Consider the following 15966-nt stretch of genomic DNA (forward strand, 5'->3'; position numbering starts at 1 on the left):
TTAATTCTGCCCAGTGGGCATTCAGAAAGTGAAACCTTGATACAGAAGCTTATCCCCACTCTAGATGGGAGAGTGGGGGACACTCCATCTCGGTATAGGGGGTTCGTTTCTCCCTCATATGAAATGGGGTGGTTGGGAAGCTGCGAGACTCCCGTGGGAGAAGGAGATAGGCGAGATCCCGCAGGACGCAGTCCGAGGAAGCTCGGCGCTCCCCCACAGGAAAGCGAGTTGCTTCCCAGCCACCCCTGACGCTCAACCCAGGCAACGAACCCAGAAAGATCTCGAAACTGAGTCTTCCGCTAAAGGGAGCTATAGTGGAAGAAGGGAAATATAAAAAACCGCTCCTTCTCGTGATGAGAAAGAGCGGTTATAGGTTAACACCATTCACAATACTCCAGTTCCAATTTTAGTTCTTCCACGTACTCATGAGAGCCTGTAACGATCAGACGGTCACCCATTTTCAATTCTGTATCTCCGTGAGGGACGATGGAATCTTTCCCGCGGAAAATACGAACCATGATCACATCTCCAGTAAAAGGAAACTCACGAAGGTGAATGCCATTATAAACCGAGTTGTTCATATTGATTTGATAAAGCGCACTATCTTGTTTGGTTAATATGTCGACAACATTTGGCGCTTCAATCATCGCTTTAAGAAGTGCTTTCGATGATAAGAATACGGAGAAAACATTGATATTGAGATCTTTCATTTCCTGAGATAAGTCTGGTGACTCCACTCGGACAATGATTCGCTCTACTCCTTGTTCTTTCGCAAACCGGGCGATCTCAGCATTTCTTTCTTCATCGCCCGTAGAAGCGACTAACAAGTCTACCTCGAAAACTCCAAGTTCTTTCATCTTTTCAACATCATATCCATCTAACTCTTTGATATCAAAGCAATTACGGCTGATCCGCTCATCAATTTTATCCATTTTCGTATGGTATAGATGAGTTTCATAAGCATGAATGTCCAGTTCTCGAACCACCGGTAAGGTCATGCGGTTGGAACCGATAAAGGAAACGACCGTCTTATGGTCTTCATCTTCAAAACGTCCATAAATCTTTTTGAAGACAATCGGTGCCACAAGACATGTCAGGACAGCCACTAGAATCAGGGCTCCTTCCATTTGGTCATCGATCATTCCCTCCCGCTTCCCAATGGCTGCCGCAGCGATCACAAGGGAGAGTGTGGAAGTAAGAATAAAGCCTGATCCAAAGACCGTTTTCTTATCGTACCACTTACTCAAAATTAACGCAGGGACAATCTTAGAGACGAGCAAGGCGATAAATAACAGTGGAATTAATATGAGCACACGGGAATCTGTAAATAGACTCCATATATCAATTTCCACACCAACCATTACGAAGAAGATTGGAATTAAAAAGCCATATCCGAAACTGTCCAACCGTTTGACCATCTCCGGGTTGGGAGACAGCAGGGAAACGAGAGTACCTGCTAAGAAAGCACCAAGGATGTTCTCTGCCCCTACCGTTTCCGATAAAGCGACTAGCAGAAGGATGAGCGTGAACACAGCTCGCGTATCGATCTGGATGGTCCCTTTGGCCATGGTCTCTACGAACGACTGATGACGGAACTTTTTGCCGATGTAATAGAAAAGAACACCCGCTGCAAAAAGTAGGAGCAATAACCATGTGTTTCCACCACTCTCTCCGTAAATGGATACGAAGACAGCCAGTAGAATCATGGTTACCAGATCGGCGATGACCGCAATAAGAAGGATGGTCTGACCGATTGTTGTCTTCATCATCTGTGCATCCTTCAACGTCGGCACGACCACACCTAAAGATATAGTGGAAATGATCAGCGTCATCAAGAATGCATTATCAATGAAACCTGCCCAAACAAACATGTAAGAAAGGGCTAAGGAGATAATGAAGATTCCTATAAAGACGAGGGTCGCAACCCATACAGGATTTGGAGCACCTGTCCCTTTGTTTTCCGGCTTCGCTTTTTTCTTTCTACTTGCAAATATAGAAAAATCAATTTCCAACCCACTGAGGAACATCAGAAAAATGAACCCTAATGTTGACAGGATCTCTAACCAGCTTCCTTGTTCTACTATGTCAAATCCACTTTGGCCGATAATTAATCCTACGATGATTTCTGCTACTACAACCGGAATGATATTCAATTTAAAACGGTGTAGTAAAATGGGAGTTATGAATGCTGCGATAATTACAATAACTAGAGAAGTTACTGATGCACCATGTTCCATACTCGCCCTCCTTCCTTAAATCAATAAATTCATGAAAGCTGTCGCGAGTCCAAAGTAAATCAAAATGGAAATCAAGTCATTCACCGTTGTGATGAATGGACCTGAAGCAACAGCAGGGTCGATCTTTAAACGATGCATAAGAAGGGGAACGAGAGAGCCAGCCAATGTTGCTACAACCAAGGTCATAAAGATGGACAATCCAACTAATGCGCCTAGATAGAAGTTTTCATGCCATATATATACAATAAGAGTAATCAATACACCACAAGAAAGCCCGGTAATGATGCCGGTCCCTGCTTCTCTCATCATCATTTTCCATTTCCCTTGCTTTTCAATTTCCCCGGTAGCGATACCGCGGACAGCAACGGCTAGTGCCTGCGTTCCAGTATTTCCCGCCATTCCGGCAATCAGCGGAATGAAAATAGCGAGAATAGCTACTTGATCCAAGGTGTCCTCAAAACGCCCAATAAGACTGGCTGTCAAACTTCCCAAGAAAAGTAGAATGACAAGCCAGGGCAAACGCTTTTTGGCTGAAGCAAAAGCATTGTCATCAGGGCTGTCTACGTCAGAAACGGCAGCAAGTTTAGAATAGTCATCACTTGCTTCTTCTTCCATGACGTCCATAATGTCATCGACGGTGATGATTCCAAGAAGATGGTCCTGGAAATCAACGACTGGTAAGGCAAGAAAGTCGTAGTCGCGCACCATACGTGCCACTTCTTCCTGGTCTTCACCGACTGAGACCGATACCACTCGTTCATTCATAACGTCTGATATCAGCCATTCTTCTTCAGATATAATCAAATCCCTCAACGAAATAACACCAACGAGCCGTTTATCTTCATTAATGACATATGTGTAATAAATCGTCTCGGCATCCGGGGCTTCTGTTCTGAGATGAACCATCGCTTCCTTGATCGTCATACCGGCTTTAACGACAACGAATTCTGTTGTCATGATAGAACCAGCGGTTTTTTCTTCATAATGAAGCAGGTCTTTAATTTCGTCAGCTGCATCATCATCCATGATCGTCAAGAAACTCGCCACTTTATCTTTATCTAATTCGTTTAAAATATCAACAGCATCATCCGTCGACATTTCAGCGAAGACTTGCGCAGCAAAAGTCGGGTCCATTTCAGTAAAGAAAGGTTCAATTTCATCATAATCGATGTGCTCCATGACATCTGCAACCTCTTCCGGAGAGAGGTAGGTATAAATCTGCATTCGGATTTCTTTATCCAAATCTTCAAAAATACGGGCCTGGTCATATGGATGCAATTCGAGAAATTCTGCACGAAACTGGTCGATATGATCATTGAACAAGGCATCTTTAATATTCGTCCAAACTTCTTGGCGCTCCTGGTCATCTAAGTGTTCCATAAGCAACCCTCCCCAGTGTCTATTTCGTTTTTGACCGTTTAATCTTAATGGCGTTACACCTGTTTGTCAACGAAAGTTACTCAATTTTTCAACAGTCAAATTCCTCACATAAATGTAGTTTAACAGAAGGAATCAATGTTAGGGAATATACTCCCCGTATGTTTAGTATTTCGAAGGCTTGGGAAAAATATCTTCCATATATAGGACAGCGTTCAATCTATAAAGAACCAAGACCATTATTGAGCGTAAAAAGGAGAATGACTATGTACTACGACATCATCGGGGATGTCCACGGCTGCTTGGACGAGTTAATTCAGTTATTTGAAAAACTCGGCTACGAATGGACCGAGGGCCTGCCGGAACATCCAGAGGGACGTACACCTGTATTCGTAGGGGACATAACGGACCGAGGACCTTCTTCCATAGAATGTATTACCTTCGTCTATCGTTTAGTGACGGAAAGAGGGGCCCATTATGTCCCGGGAAATCATTGCAACAAATTGTATCGTTTCTTTCTAGGGAATCCAGTCAAGGAAAAGCACGGATTAGAGACGACCGCTGAGGAGTACCGTTCCTTGTCAAAAAAAGAACAGATGGATGTTAAACAACAATTCAAGAATTTGTATGAACAGGCCCCCCTGCATTTGATTTTAAAAGATGTGGATGCCGTTGTTGCTCATGCCGGGATCCGAGAAGAAGATATCGGTCATAAAAGTAAAAGTATCGAAACGTTCGTCCTCTATGGGGACATTACTGGTGAAAAGCTTCCAGACGGTCGTCCCGTCAGAAGAGACTGGGCTCAGCATTACAAGGGAGGACGATGGATCGTCTATGGACATACACCAGTCCGCGAACCCCGTTTTGTTAACAAGACCGTTAACATAGATACAGGGTGCGTGTTCGGAGGCAGACTGACTGCTTTCCGACTGCCCGAAGAAGAAATTCTCAGCGTCCCATCAAGCATGCCTTTTGTAGAAGAAAAGTTCAGATATTAAAAAGCAGGAGCACTTATGGCTCCTGCTTTTTTAGTCTGTTCCTCGGAAGTCCTGCTTTTCAAGCAAATGCTTCCCATTCTCTTGGTGGTTCAGATGTGAAAGTCATCTTTTTCTTCGTCCATGGGTGGATGAAATGAAGCCGCTCACAATGCAACGCCTGCCCATCCATACCTTCCACCTTTTTCCCACCATACAACGTGTCTCCAGCTAAAGGGTACCCCTTATAAGCCATATGAACACGGATTTGGTGCGTCCGCCCGGTGAGAAGTTTAAAACGGACCCTTGAGTAACTTTCCTCTTGATGAACAAGGTGATATAGAGTTTTTGAGGGCTTCCCTCTTGAAGATACGACCCTTCGGATGATCGAGTCCTCTGCACGGTCGATTGGCTCATCAATCAAACCTTCCTTAACTTGTAATTCCCCTTCGACAATGGCCACGTACTGCCGGGAAATCAAGTCTAAGTTCTGGGTAAGAAGTCTATGACTATAAGCGTGTTTAGCAATCAACATCAATCCTGACGTATCTCTGTCCAGCCTTGTGACAATATGAGCGGTACAAGGATATCCTCTTTGTTCATATTCAAATAACAGGAAACTTGCAATCGAAGGCTCTTTTTGGTCAAAAGGAGGAACTACAGGTATGCCGGCGGGCTTATTAAGGACCATGATATCTTCATCCTCAAATACAATCGGTAATGGGCCCTGGTGAGGGAGAATCGCTCCTTTTTCTTCTTCAGGAAAAACGACCACAACTTCATCGCCGGCTTCTAATGTACGCCACATTTTCTCCTGAATTCCATTGATCAACACGACACCATCCATACGTACCTTCTTGATCAACTGCCTAGAAAACTCACCTGCCTGCAGTAAAAAATCACGAATGGAATAACCAGTGTAAGCATCTGTCACACGCCAACTCTTTGTCACATTACTCTGAGTAGTCATCGGCCACAAAGGAATCGTGGACACGTTTCCAGAATGGGAACGGACGGAACCGCGCAAACCGCACTTTTTCTTCAGCGACGCGGCACTGAATTGATTTTACGTCTTTATAAGTACGAGTGATGTGATCAATGGTGAAAAGAAAGCTGCGATCATGCTTTGGCTTGAACATGCACGTATGATGGCTGGGTAAAATAAGCGGGGAACCTATCGTACGGAACACACGGTTATTAATGGAAGCCATTTCTGCAATTTGAAAAGCTTCAAGTGATGGATGCAGAATCGCTCCACCCAGCGCCTTATTATAGGCTGTACTCCCAGATGGTGTAGATACGCAGAGCCCATCTCCACGAAAAGTCTCAAAATGATCACCTTTAATTTCAATGTCCATAACCACCGAACCTTCAGAGGTTTTGATCGTACACTCATTCAGTGCAAGATATCGGTCTTCTTCTCCCCCGCTTTTCGGACGGATGGTCACTTCCAGAAGTGGGTACTCGACCACCTGAAACGGTGTCTTCGCAATCTCAATAATCAGCTTTTCTAATTCCTCGGGCATCCAATCAGCATAAAAACCAAGGTGCCCGGTATGTATTCCTATGAAAGCTGTTTTATCCAACCGGTGAACATACGTATGGAATGCTTCCAGTAATGTACCATCTCCACCTACAGAAATGGCAAGGTCGGGTTCATCTTCATCGTATTCCAATTTAAACTCCGTCAAATAGTTTTTGATTTTCGAACGGATTTCGTTCGATTTTTGATCACCTTTGGAAAGGATCGAGAACTTCATCGGTCCACCCACTCCTTTAAGTTTTTCTAGGGTTCTTCTTTTGTTCTTCTTTTCTCAAAAATGCTCGCTGGGCTTCTTGGATCTCACTTTTAATTTTTGACATCTCTTCATCGAGCTGAAAGGCAGCTTCACCGGCACGTTTGAGCCGTGATTTTATTTCTGATGGTATTTTCCCCGAATATTTATAATTTAATGAGTGTTCATTGGTTGCCCAAAAGTTCATCGCAAGGGTACGAATTTGAATTTCTGCCAATACTTTTTTCTCTCCATGAATGGTTTCCACAGGGTAACGAATAATGACATGAAAAGATCTATACCCGCTTTCCTTTTTCCTTGAAACGTAATCTTTCTCTTCGACAATCTCAAAATCATGGCGGTTCCGAAGCATAGTGGCAACGGCATAAATATCATCTACAAATTGACAGACTACTCTCACTCCGGCTATATCCTGCAGTTCTTCCTCGATGTTTTCAGGATTAATGGCTTTTCGTCTAGCCTTTTCAATAATGCTTGATTTCGGCTTCACGCGTCCGGTTACAAATTCAATAGGAGATTGTTCCTCTTCATATTCAAACTGCCGGCGCATGCCTTTTAATTTAATTTTTAATTCCTCCACTACTTGTGCATAAGGTGCTATAAATATATCCCAATTCATCAAGCAACCACCTTTATGTATCCAATCTTCATAGTAAATATGTGCGTTTTCTTCATCATTCATTGTATCATAAAGTTAGCCTGCAGAATAAGCAGAGCGCCTGACATTATACTACGATCAGGAGGTCTTAACTATGGCACAGGAAATTGAAATCGAATTTAAAAACTTATTAACAAAAGACGAATATGAAAAAGTTTATCATTTTTTACCATTCAAATCAGTTGAACTCAAGGAGCAAACCAATTATTATTTTGAAACAGAAGACCTAAAGCTAAAACAGCAAGGTTCTGCTTTGAGGATTCGTCAAAAAAATGCTCAATGGACATTGACTCTTAAACAGCCCCACACAGAAGGTCTGCTTGAAACTCATGATTCACTCACTGAAGAAGAAGCTAACCTTTGGATTCAAAACAAAATGACCGAAAAGCCTCACGTATCTAAACAACTGAATGATCTGGGTATCTCCTTTGAAGATCTTTACTACCTCGGTTCTCTTACAACGAGACGGAAAGAACTTGACTACAAAGGGACCACCGTCGTCCTTGACCACAGTCTTTATTATGACAAGGAAGATTATGAACTGGAAGTAGAAGCCGGATCTAAAGAGGCTGGAAAGAAAGTGATGGAAGAAATTCTGCGCACATGCAATATTCCTAACCGTGAAACAGATAATAAGATCAAACGTTTCTATGACAGAAAGCAACTACAATCAGAATAGTTGCCGTGCTCTAGCCCTCATTGCTAAAATGATGAACAGACAGGAAGGGATGTTATGCAACAACGAGAAACGTTTTTTGAGGAAATTGGAAAAGAAAAAATTGATGAGCTTGTAGAAGCTTTTTATAAACGTGTAAGTAAACATCCGGATTTAATTCCCATCTTTCCGGATGATCTTACAGAAACGATACGAAAACAAAAACAGTTTTTAACCCAGTTTTTCGGTGGACCTCCACTCTACGTTGAGGAACATGGCCATCCGATGTTACGGGCAAGACACCTGCCCTTCAAGATCACCCCTACAAGAAGAGATGCATGGTTATCCTGCATGTCCGGTGCTATGAATGAAGTGGATATTCAAGAACCACATCGTTCTTTCATGTTTGAAAGGCTTACGATGACAGCAAATCATATGATGAATTCACCAGAAGATGAGAAAGGAGAATCGATGTGAGTTGGAAAAGTTTAAACAGTGACAGCGGAAAAACAGGAACAGCTAGCGGTTTTTTCGATTTACTGAAACGACCGATTGAGATCTATGTTTTCATTGATCCCTTGTGCCCTGAGTGCTGGTCACTGGAACCCTTCCTCAAAAAGCTCACGATCGAATATGGACGTTTCTTTACTCTCCGGCCGATCATCAGCGGAAAGCTTGCTTCTTTGCACCAGAATAAGATGAAGAAGCCTGAAAACTTAAAAGAGGCATGGGACAAGACCGGTTCACGTACAGGTATGTGCTGTGATGGGGATGTATGGCTTGAAAACCCAGTATCTTCCCCACTTGCCACGGCTCTAGCAGTCAAAGCAGCTGAATTGCAAGGGAAAAAGGCGGGAATGCGCTTTTTAAGAAAGGTACAGGAATATGTGTTCTTGGAAAAACAGAACATCTCTGATGAATCGATTTTAATCGAGTGTGCAGAAAAATCCCATCTTGATGTTACTGAATTCAAAAAAGATCTCCACGGAGACGCTGCCAGAAGAGCTTTACAGTGCGATTTAAAATTAGCTCATGAGATGGATGTGGATTCCACTCCAACTATTGTCGTCTTTAATGAATCAGAAGAAGATGCCGGCTTGAAAATTACAGGACTATACACTTACGACGTTTATGTGAAAGTGTTGAAAGAAATGCTGCAAAAAGATCCAAAGCCTGGCATAAAACCAGCTTTGGAGGATTTCTTGCAACACTATCGCTTTGTCGCCAACAAAGAGATTGCAGTCGTTTATGACTGGACAGAACAAGAAGCCAAACGGGAAATGAAAAAGCTGGTACTGAAGCAGAAAGTGCGGGAAGTGCCTGTTAAGCATGGAGCATTCTGGCAATATATCGAAAGTTGATCAAACTCCCGGAAACGGGAGTTTTTTTTCTATGTCAAGGAGTCATGTGGACCCATACACCTCCATAAAATGAACCATGGAGGTGTATGTGGTGATGAAAATTTGGATGATCCTTCTCTTCGTTATCAGTGTTGTATTTCTATCTGCTTTTCATTTGTTTGCACTCATGAATTTATATCCAATTTACATCAGCTCTCCTTTATTACTCATGGCGATTTACTTCATTGTATCCATTCCATCCCATAAGAAAACTTTTCGTGGATTTAAATAAACCCACAGAACCATTTGTTCTGTGGGTTTATCTGTGTATTACTTTCTCAGAAGTTGTTCCATTTCATTTAACTTTTCTTCAAAGACATCCAGTGCTGATAAGATCGGATCTTTCGATGTCATATCGACGCCAGCCTGCTTGAGAACCTCAATTGGATAATCGCTGCTACCCGCTTTTAAGAAGTTCTTATAACGCTCCACCGCCGGTTCTCCTTCTTCAAGGATTTGACCTGCCAATGCCTGTGCAGCCGCATAGCCGGTAGAGTATTGATACACATAATACCCCATATAGAAATGTGGAATACGTGCCCATTCAAGTCCGATTTTCTCATCAATGACAATATTATCCCCGAAATATTTCTTATTGAGATCATAATAAATTTCTGTTAGTTTTTCAGCCGTCAAAGCTTCTCCATTTTGGGCTTGCATGTGAATCTCATGTTCAAACTCCGCAAACATCGTCTGTCGGAAAACCGTCCCACGGAATCCTTCTAAAAAGTTATTCAACAAATAAAGTTTCTCTTTTTCACTGTTTGTCTTCTTAATCATATAGTCATTAAGAAGCGCTTCATTGCATGTGGAAGCTACCTCGGCCACGAAGATGGAATAATTGCCATAACGATATGGCTGGTTTTTATGTGTGTAATAGCTATGAAGGGAATGCCCCAGTTCATGAGCTAAGGTGAATAAATTGTTCACATTATCCTGCCAGTTCATAAGGATATATGGATTCGTTCCATAGTGTCCGGATGAATAAGCACCGCTTCGTTTCCCCTTATTTTCTTCTACATCAATCCAGCGATTTTCAAATCCCTCTTTTAAGATATTGACGTATTCTTCTCCTAACGGTTCCAGGCCTTTAATGACTAAGTCCTGAGCTTCTTCGTATGAAACTTCCATCTCTGCATCTTTCACAAGCGGAGTGTACAAGTCATACATATGAACTTCATCAAGATCCAGCACTTCTTTTCGCAGCTCTGCATAGCGATGCAGAAGAGGAAGTCTCTCGTTGACCGCTTCCAACAGGTTATCATAAACTGATTCAGGAATATTGTTGCTGTCCAGCTTCGCTTGTCGTGCCCGGTCATACTTCCTTACAGAGGCATTGAAGTTGTTCTTCTTCACATGACCACCCAGCGTGGAGGCAAATGTGTTCTTGAAGGATCCAAACGTATCGTACATCGCATCAAACGCAGATTTTCTCACTTCCCGATCATCGGACTTCAGAAAATTGATATAACGCCCGTGAGTGAGGTCCACCTCTTCTCCTTTTTCATTTTTGATGGTCGGAAAAGTAAGATCCGCATTGTTTAAAGCTCCGAATGTCTGTGAAGGATTGGCACCAATCTCTGAGAAACCAGCCAACAATTTCTCTTCTTTCTCACTCAATACATGTGCCCGTTGGCGTGTGATTTCATCCAGTGTATGTTCATACAGCTCTAGGGGCTCATAAGATTCAATAAAGCTCTTCACTTTCCCCTCAGGAAGAGCGAGAATCTCCGGAACGATAAAGCTCATAGCCGAGGCGATCTTCGTATATAAGTTCTCAGCTTTAGCATTCATCTCCTGATAATGAGCATTGGTTGTATCCTGGTCATTCCTCATATGAGCATACGTGTATAACAAGCCTATCTTATGGGAGATTTTATCCTGGAAAGAAAGCAGATCATAGAGCTGTTCTGCTGATTCCCCAAGTTTACCCTGGTACTTTTCTAATTCAGGAAGCAGCTTCTTCGCTTCTTCTAATTCTTTATACCATTCTTCATCTGTTGCAAACATGGCTTCAAGGTCCCATGTTTTTTCAACAGGTATTTCTTCTCGTTTTGGTAGCTCTTTCGCAGACGACATCCAACATCCTCCTTCAAAATAATTCGTCACCCTAAAAATTTCTCTATTCAGGTGTAAATCCCTTCCTAAATCTTAATTCTTTGTAAATTTTTCAACTGTTCCAACGTCCTGCGATCATCTTCCAACGCATCTTCCACTCGTTTATGGAAGGAGATCTGTTTGCTCTTGATATAATTATTCTTCCCTGTTTTTTCTATGATATTTAATTGAGTAAGTAAGTCTAAATATTGTTGACTTAAATGAGGGGTATATCCATTGGGAGTGGAAGGTATCTGGATGAAAGGGAATTCGACACGAGAACCTAATGGGAGGTGTAAGAAGTGATCAAGGATTAAGCGTGTCTGCCATACATAAGGCCTTATCCCGGTTTGCACTTGGCCTGGGATAGGCAAATAACAGATGCTTGGGATCAGCGAAAAATGATATCCTCTTAAATAAAGATATTGACGATAGTTCCGTTCTTCAGAGCTTACCTGGCTCTGATAAACAGTCCTATTTTTATACCATAACCTCTTCACTTCACTTAAGAATTGATCTTCCATGTTACTAGATGGTACAGAGGAAAATAACTGAGGGAAATTGAGGCTAGTGATAATGGAAGAGAACGTATTCGCAAACACCCGTCGTCCACCTGCGGATTTAGTATTCGAAGTTACCCAGATGATATTTTTTGAAGCATGAAAAAAGTACAGTCGATAGTCATCATTGAAGTGATAAAGGAAAGAGCGTGCAAAATCACTGAGGGAATAATGATTGAAGTTAGAGGAATGAAGATGTTTTGCACCAAGAATCCAAAGAGGAAAAACCCCTGCATTCCGGTAGGAGAGCGTTCTTTTTTCAATTTCGCGCCTGGGTACCGAAGCACACTGATACTCAATGGCGATTCTTTTATCATTGGCCATTAAATATAAGTCCGGTCGTTGTCTTATCTCTGGCAAGTACTGTTCGAGGTAAACGTCATACCCTTGATTTTTCAACCAATTAAACAATCTCCATTTCCCTCGACTGTGTTCGTCTGTCTCTCCTCCTTTCATCATCGTACAATCGCTTTTGGGAAGATGTGAAAAGTGAGGAATCGTCCGTGGCCCAGATCGTATTTTTAACATTTCATGACAGACTGGACAAAAATAAGGCGACTTTCTTGCCAGTTCAATCTCCTCTTGCCTCAGCTGATACAATGATTTTAGGTCTCCATTTGTATCTAAAGCATACAACATCTGTTTAACACCTCCTCCCCTCTTATTCGACATAATCCCCCAATATCCCTGCTCCATAAAAACTTATTACTTTCAAACATAAGCGGAAAAACCTTATTAGGTACAGCTTTTTAAATCAAAAAAATAAGCACACATAGTTGTGTGCTCGTTAAATTAATCAAGAGGAAAATATTCTTTTATTGATTCCAATGCCTGCTCGTTGAATATCGTCTTTCCATACTCCTCTAACCTGTGAATCGTAAGGGATGACTCATGTCCATATTCCATAAGTTGACTCAACACATTTTCTTGATCGTCATCACTCATATTTTCATCGTTGAATTGAATATATAAATAGTAACGATCTTCAAAATGGAATAAGCGCTGCTCCATTGCTTCAGCAGGCAATACGTAGTGGCTCAGTTGGATCACATCTTCAAAATCATTAAACTTGAGTGTGAATGTCAGAGGTTCATCTGACTCCTCCTGATCCTCATCATATTCATCCTTATGATCATAGTCCTCGGAAGAATGGAATTTATCATCAAGCAGTGATTCCAGCTTTTCATCCACTGGAACATCAATTGCCTTACCGTCCTCATTCGGAAGTTCGAGCTTTTGGCCATCCTGGGATACCTGGGCTTTCGTCACGATCACTTCTAGTCCTTTGTCCATCGCCTGGACCTGAATCCACAACGGACCATCAGCCTGGAAGTTTTCCTGATCGTTCACTTCATCCATCATTTCCCAAAAAAGCTGTTCACTGCGTTCTCGGTTATACCAAATTTCTTCTCTGTCAAAACCTCTTTGTTCTACATCTTGATATGTCACGTAAAATTTAACGGTATTTTCATTAATGCGTTCGATTTCCATACGTTTCTCTCCCTTCTTGTCATGTTTTAAGGGGGAAGGGAACACTCACCCTTGCGTCGCTTATAAAACCTTACCCGTTAGGCCAAAGCTTCAACCGTAATGATGTGTAGAGATAAGGGTTGATGTAATTCTATTGTATGACAGCAATGGCTGTTTGGAAAACAAAATGCTCGAATTCAGCATATAACCATTTGTGTCATGAATAAACATGGAAATAGGCCCTCATTCGGTTGATTGACTTTTTATTTTAGCTTATTCCCTTAGGTTTGTCACTACATAGCAGGAGGATTTTTTAATGAACTGGGACTTGCTTGAACCATTACTTATCATTATCAGTATTGATATCATTCTTGGCGGTGATAATGCCGTAGTCATAGCACTGGCGAGCCGCAATTTACCGCCTGAGCAAAGAAACAAAGCGATTATTCTTGGGACAGGCTTAGCGATCGCTGCCAGAGTCCTTTTGACTATGGTTGCACTTTATCTTCTCCAAATCCCTTTCCTTCAATTAATCGGGGGATTGCTTCTCTTTTATATTGCCATGAAACTGCTAACTGATACAGAAGAGACCGACAACATCAAAGCAGGTGACAGTCTGGCAGCAGCTGTAAAGACCATTGTGTTTGCAGATATCGTGATGGGTTTTGATAATGTACTTGCCATAGCAGGAGCCTCTCACAACAACATTATTCTTGTCATGATTGGGCTTCTCGTATCTGTCCCTATTATCGTTTGGGGAAGTCGTATCATCCTCGTGCTCATGGACAAGTTTCCACTCCTCATTTATTTCGGAGCAGGAATTCTAACTTACACAGCTGCCGAGATGGTCATGGAAGACCGCTACATCCTCCAATACATGGAGGAATACCCATTCATCCATCAGTGGTTTGCAGTGGTTATGGTAATTGCAGTCGTTACTCTAGGTTATTTTTCCAACAAAAGAAAAGGCACGGCATTCTAACGAAAAAAACACCCATTTTCTTAGTAAGCAAAGGGAATAAAAAAAGCCGTAATGGTAAGATTACCATCACAGCTTTTTTATTTATTAATTGACTAAGCGTTGTGCTTCTTTCAATTGGAATGTGCGAACACTTCTAGGTAAGAAACGTCGAATTTCATCTTCGTTATAACCTACCTGCAGACGTTTGTCATCCAGAATAATCGGGCGGCGTAACAAACCAGGGTTATCCTGTATCAAGTCAAAGAGATCCTGCATAGGCAGCTGATCGAAATCCACCTTCAGTTTTTGGAATACTTTTGAACGTGTAGAGATGATTTCTTCCGTCCCATCCTCCGTCATACGGAGAATTTCCTTAATCTCATCCAACGTTAACGGCTCAGAAAAGATATTTCGCTCAGTATAAGGAATATCGTGCTCTTCCAGCCATGCTTTAGCTTTTCGACATGATGTACAACTTGGTGAGGTATAAAGTGTAACCATACAGAAACTTCACTCCTCAATATTTTATGGTAGAACTTTAATTGCTTATTTTTATTTGTAATCAATATAATCTAACCATGATTCTACTATAACACACCTGTCAAGTTTTATCTATGAAAACACGAACATATGTTACAGAAAGCAATTATAAATCGTTTCCATGTACTTATACCACGTTTTATGTAGTGATAAACACCTTTTTTATAGAAAATATAAAAACACTTTATTTTCAACTACTCGCCTTCCATTGAAAATACCCACCATAATGAAAGGTGGGTATGTGTGATCAGTTTTTGGTTTTATCCAGTTCTAAAATGTTCTTTGTATCACGATCTTCATCGTGAGTTAGAACTTCATCAACATGCTGATAGGACTTTCCATAAAATTCTTTGTCCTTATACGTGTGGATTTCTGTGTACATCTCTTTCATTTGCTCATAGATCTGTTCTTCAGATGCATCTTCTGGAGACCAGTAAAGGATTTCCATCTGATTGAGTTCGTTTGTAACAACCGAACGCCTTGTATAACCGATGGATTTTGCGTGCTTAAATCCTTCACGTTGATAAAAGCGGAGTCTTGCTTCAGTATCCGAGTCCTCATAGTCGACAGGTTCAACTTCAAGGATGATCGGCTTCCCTTTCGCCTTCATTTTTTCGATGAGTTTATGACCAAGTCCTTGACCACGCGAAGCAGTGGAAACGTATACATAGTCGATAAAAAGAAAAGAATCGAATTCCGCGTACATAAGGACGTGGTTTTCTCCTTCATCTTTGTAGTACACATTACTTTTTTCTTTTAATAATGCTTCCATGTGTTCTTTCGATTTCATTTCCTCTACTGGGAAATACTCGTTCAACTTCTCATACCAATTCATTGATCTACTCCCTTATCATTAGTCATCTTCTATTATACCGAATAATCATTCAGTTGTTAAATGCTATTCTATACACTTCTTTTGCATTTGTAATGTCAGCTGTGTATAGAATGTGGAAGATTCCTTTAATGTATGCTTTATTTATCCATTTCCTAAAATGTCCTCGAAAAAACGTCCTTCCACCGTCCACCCTTTAGAAATTACAGGTAAGCTCCCTTTAGTTGAAGACTCAGTTTCGAGACTTCTGGTGGGTGGAAGGGGGCTGCGGGGAATAGCTCGCTTTCCGCGGGAGCGCGGTGAGCCTCCTCGGACTGCGTCCTGTGGGGTCTCACCAAGCACTTTTTTCCCGCAGGAGTCTCGCCATTCCCCTCCGCCCCTTTGCCAAGGGAGATTCTCGAAAACACTA

General features: G+C 41.8%; 16 protein-coding genes and 1 pseudogene. 6 read left to right on the top strand and 11 right to left on the bottom strand.

Going from position 1 to position 15966, the window contains the following annotated elements:
* Positions 1-374: 374 nt before the first annotated feature.
* Both VKA52_RS06850 and mgtE read right to left on the bottom strand, forming a co-directional pair.
* Positions 375-2237, bottom strand: coding sequence for a monovalent cation:proton antiporter family protein (locus VKA52_RS06850; protein ID WP_326314712.1), 1863 nt, complete (start codon positions 2235-2237; stop codon positions 375-377).
* Between the two features lie 15 nt (positions 2238-2252).
* Complete coding sequence (mgtE, locus tag VKA52_RS06855; RefSeq protein ID WP_160912041.1) at positions 2253-3617, bottom strand: magnesium transporter; 1365 nt, start codon at positions 3615-3617, stop codon at positions 2253-2255.
* Between the two features lie 263 nt (positions 3618-3880).
* Here mgtE and prpE point away from each other — a divergent pair, with 263 nt between their 5' ends.
* Positions 3881-4612 carry a bis(5'-nucleosyl)-tetraphosphatase PrpE gene (gene prpE / locus VKA52_RS06860; RefSeq protein WP_326314713.1) on the top strand — a complete coding sequence of 244 codons (732 nt, stop codon included), beginning with the start codon at positions 3881-3883 and terminating at the stop codon, positions 4610-4612.
* Between the two features lie 58 nt (positions 4613-4670).
* Here the strand turns inward: prpE and VKA52_RS06865 are convergent, their stop codons facing one another.
* Genes VKA52_RS06865 through VKA52_RS06875 form a run of 3 tightly spaced genes read right to left on the bottom strand, consistent with a single transcriptional unit; the run spans position 4671 to position 7003 of the window.
* On the bottom strand, positions 4671-5522 hold the full coding sequence (locus VKA52_RS06865; protein WP_326314714.1) for an RluA family pseudouridine synthase: 852 nt from the start codon (positions 5520-5522) through the stop codon (positions 4671-4673).
* A 19-nt stretch (positions 5523-5541) separates the two neighbouring features.
* Positions 5542-6348, bottom strand: a complete 807-nt coding sequence (locus tag VKA52_RS06870; RefSeq protein WP_160912035.1) for an NAD kinase — start codon at positions 6346-6348, stop codon at positions 5542-5544.
* Between the two features lie 16 nt (positions 6349-6364).
* Positions 6365-7003: a GTP pyrophosphokinase gene (locus VKA52_RS06875; protein WP_160913719.1), complete on the bottom strand. Its 639-nt coding sequence runs from the start codon at positions 7001-7003 to the stop codon at positions 6365-6367.
* A gap of 133 nt (positions 7004-7136) precedes the next feature.
* Here VKA52_RS06875 and VKA52_RS06880 point away from each other — a divergent pair, with 133 nt between their 5' ends.
* The 4 genes from VKA52_RS06880 (at position 7137) to VKA52_RS06895 (ending at position 9329) form a co-directional block, all read left to right on the top strand.
* Entirely contained in the window at positions 7137-7721 is a 585-nt protein-coding gene (locus VKA52_RS06880; RefSeq protein ID WP_326314716.1) for a CYTH domain-containing protein, read from the top strand.
* Positions 7722-7775: 54 nt separating this feature from the next.
* A complete protein-coding gene (locus tag VKA52_RS06885) occupies positions 7776-8174 on the top strand; it encodes a globin domain-containing protein (RefSeq protein WP_206945935.1) in 399 nt (132 codons plus the stop codon).
* Positions 8171-9058: a ClpXP adapter SpxH family protein gene (locus tag VKA52_RS06890; protein WP_326314719.1), complete on the top strand. Its 888-nt coding sequence runs from the start codon at positions 8171-8173 to the stop codon at positions 9056-9058. Before VKA52_RS06885 ends, VKA52_RS06890 begins: the two co-directional genes overlap by 4 nt.
* 91 nt (positions 9059-9149) lie before the next feature.
* Positions 9150-9329: a hypothetical protein gene (locus tag VKA52_RS06895; RefSeq protein ID WP_202412462.1), complete on the top strand. Its 180-nt coding sequence runs from the start codon at positions 9150-9152 to the stop codon at positions 9327-9329.
* A 38-nt stretch (positions 9330-9367) separates the two neighbouring features.
* On the opposite strand, the gene pepF is transcribed toward VKA52_RS06895, so the two are convergent.
* From pepF to mecA, 4 genes and pseudogenes are all read right to left on the bottom strand, one after another.
* On the bottom strand, positions 9368-11176 hold the full coding sequence (gene pepF / locus VKA52_RS06900; RefSeq protein ID WP_326314721.1) for an oligoendopeptidase F: 1809 nt from the start codon (positions 11174-11176) through the stop codon (positions 9368-9370).
* A 65-nt stretch (positions 11177-11241) separates the two neighbouring features.
* Entirely contained in the window at positions 11242-12213 is a 972-nt protein-coding gene (locus tag VKA52_RS06905; RefSeq protein ID WP_442788828.1) for a competence protein CoiA, read from the bottom strand.
* Positions 12214-12222: 9 nt separating this feature from the next.
* Positions 12223-12450, bottom strand: a pseudogene (locus VKA52_RS20775) (competence protein CoiA family protein); the annotation flags it as partial.
* A 96-nt stretch (positions 12451-12546) separates the two neighbouring features.
* A complete protein-coding gene (gene mecA / locus VKA52_RS06910; RefSeq protein WP_326314724.1) occupies positions 12547-13245 on the bottom strand; it encodes an adaptor protein MecA in 699 nt (232 codons plus the stop codon).
* A gap of 295 nt (positions 13246-13540) precedes the next feature.
* Between mecA and VKA52_RS06915 the strand changes: the two genes are divergently transcribed.
* Positions 13541-14206: a TerC family protein gene (locus tag VKA52_RS06915; RefSeq protein WP_160912023.1), complete on the top strand. Its 666-nt coding sequence runs from the start codon at positions 13541-13543 to the stop codon at positions 14204-14206.
* An 84-nt stretch (positions 14207-14290) separates the two neighbouring features.
* Here VKA52_RS06915 and spxA read toward each other — a convergent pair whose 3' ends face one another.
* Together spxA and VKA52_RS06925 are read right to left on the bottom strand one after the other, a co-directional pair.
* Complete coding sequence (gene spxA / locus VKA52_RS06920; protein ID WP_160912021.1) at positions 14291-14686, bottom strand: transcriptional regulator SpxA; 396 nt, start codon at positions 14684-14686, stop codon at positions 14291-14293.
* A gap of 286 nt (positions 14687-14972) precedes the next feature.
* Positions 14973-15560, bottom strand: a complete 588-nt coding sequence (locus VKA52_RS06925) for a GNAT family N-acetyltransferase (protein WP_160912019.1) — start codon at positions 15558-15560, stop codon at positions 14973-14975.
* Between the last annotated feature and the right edge of the window lie 406 nt (positions 15561-15966).

Origin of the sequence: Halobacillus sp. HZG1 (genome assembly GCF_035818575.1) — a bacterium.
Classification (GTDB): Bacteria; Bacillota; Bacilli; order Bacillales; family Halobacillaceae; genus Halobacillus; species Halobacillus litoralis.

What these genes read in the sequence shown, in the direction of transcription:
- VKA52_RS06850 (WP_326314712.1), bottom strand. Translation starts at nt 2,237, where the DNA reads ATGGAACATGGTGCATCAGTAACTTCTCTAGTTATTGTAATTATCGCA.
- mgtE (WP_160912041.1), bottom strand. Translation starts at nt 3,617, where the DNA reads ATGGAACACTTAGATGACCAGGAGCGCCAAGAAGTTTGGACGAATATT.
- prpE (WP_326314713.1), top strand. Translation starts at nt 3,881, where the DNA reads ATGTACTACGACATCATCGGGGATGTCCACGGCTGCTTGGACGAGTTA.
- VKA52_RS06870 (WP_160912035.1), bottom strand. Translation starts at nt 6,348, where the DNA reads ATGAAGTTCTCGATCCTTTCCAAAGGTGATCAAAAATCGAACGAAATC.
- VKA52_RS06875 (WP_160913719.1), bottom strand. Translation starts at nt 7,003, where the DNA reads ATGAATTGGGATATATTTATAGCACCTTATGCACAAGTAGTGGAGGAA.
- VKA52_RS06880 (WP_326314716.1), top strand. Translation starts at nt 7,137, where the DNA reads ATGGCACAGGAAATTGAAATCGAATTTAAAAACTTATTAACAAAAGAC.
- VKA52_RS06885 (WP_206945935.1), top strand. Translation starts at nt 7,776, where the DNA reads ATGCAACAACGAGAAACGTTTTTTGAGGAAATTGGAAAAGAAAAAATT.
- pepF (WP_326314721.1), bottom strand. Translation starts at nt 11,176, where the DNA reads ATGTCGTCTGCGAAAGAGCTACCAAAACGAGAAGAAATACCTGTTGAA.
- VKA52_RS06905 (WP_442788828.1), bottom strand. Translation starts at nt 12,213, where the DNA reads ATGATGAAAGGAGGAGAGACAGACGAACACAGTCGAGGGAAATGGAGA.
- mecA (WP_326314724.1), bottom strand. Translation starts at nt 13,245, where the DNA reads ATGGAAATCGAACGCATTAATGAAAATACCGTTAAATTTTACGTGACA.
- VKA52_RS06915 (WP_160912023.1), top strand. Translation starts at nt 13,541, where the DNA reads ATGAACTGGGACTTGCTTGAACCATTACTTATCATTATCAGTATTGAT.
- spxA (WP_160912021.1), bottom strand. Translation starts at nt 14,686, where the DNA reads ATGGTTACACTTTATACCTCACCAAGTTGTACATCATGTCGAAAAGCT.
- VKA52_RS06925 (WP_160912019.1), bottom strand. Translation starts at nt 15,560, where the DNA reads ATGAATTGGTATGAGAAGTTGAACGAGTATTTCCCAGTAGAGGAAATG.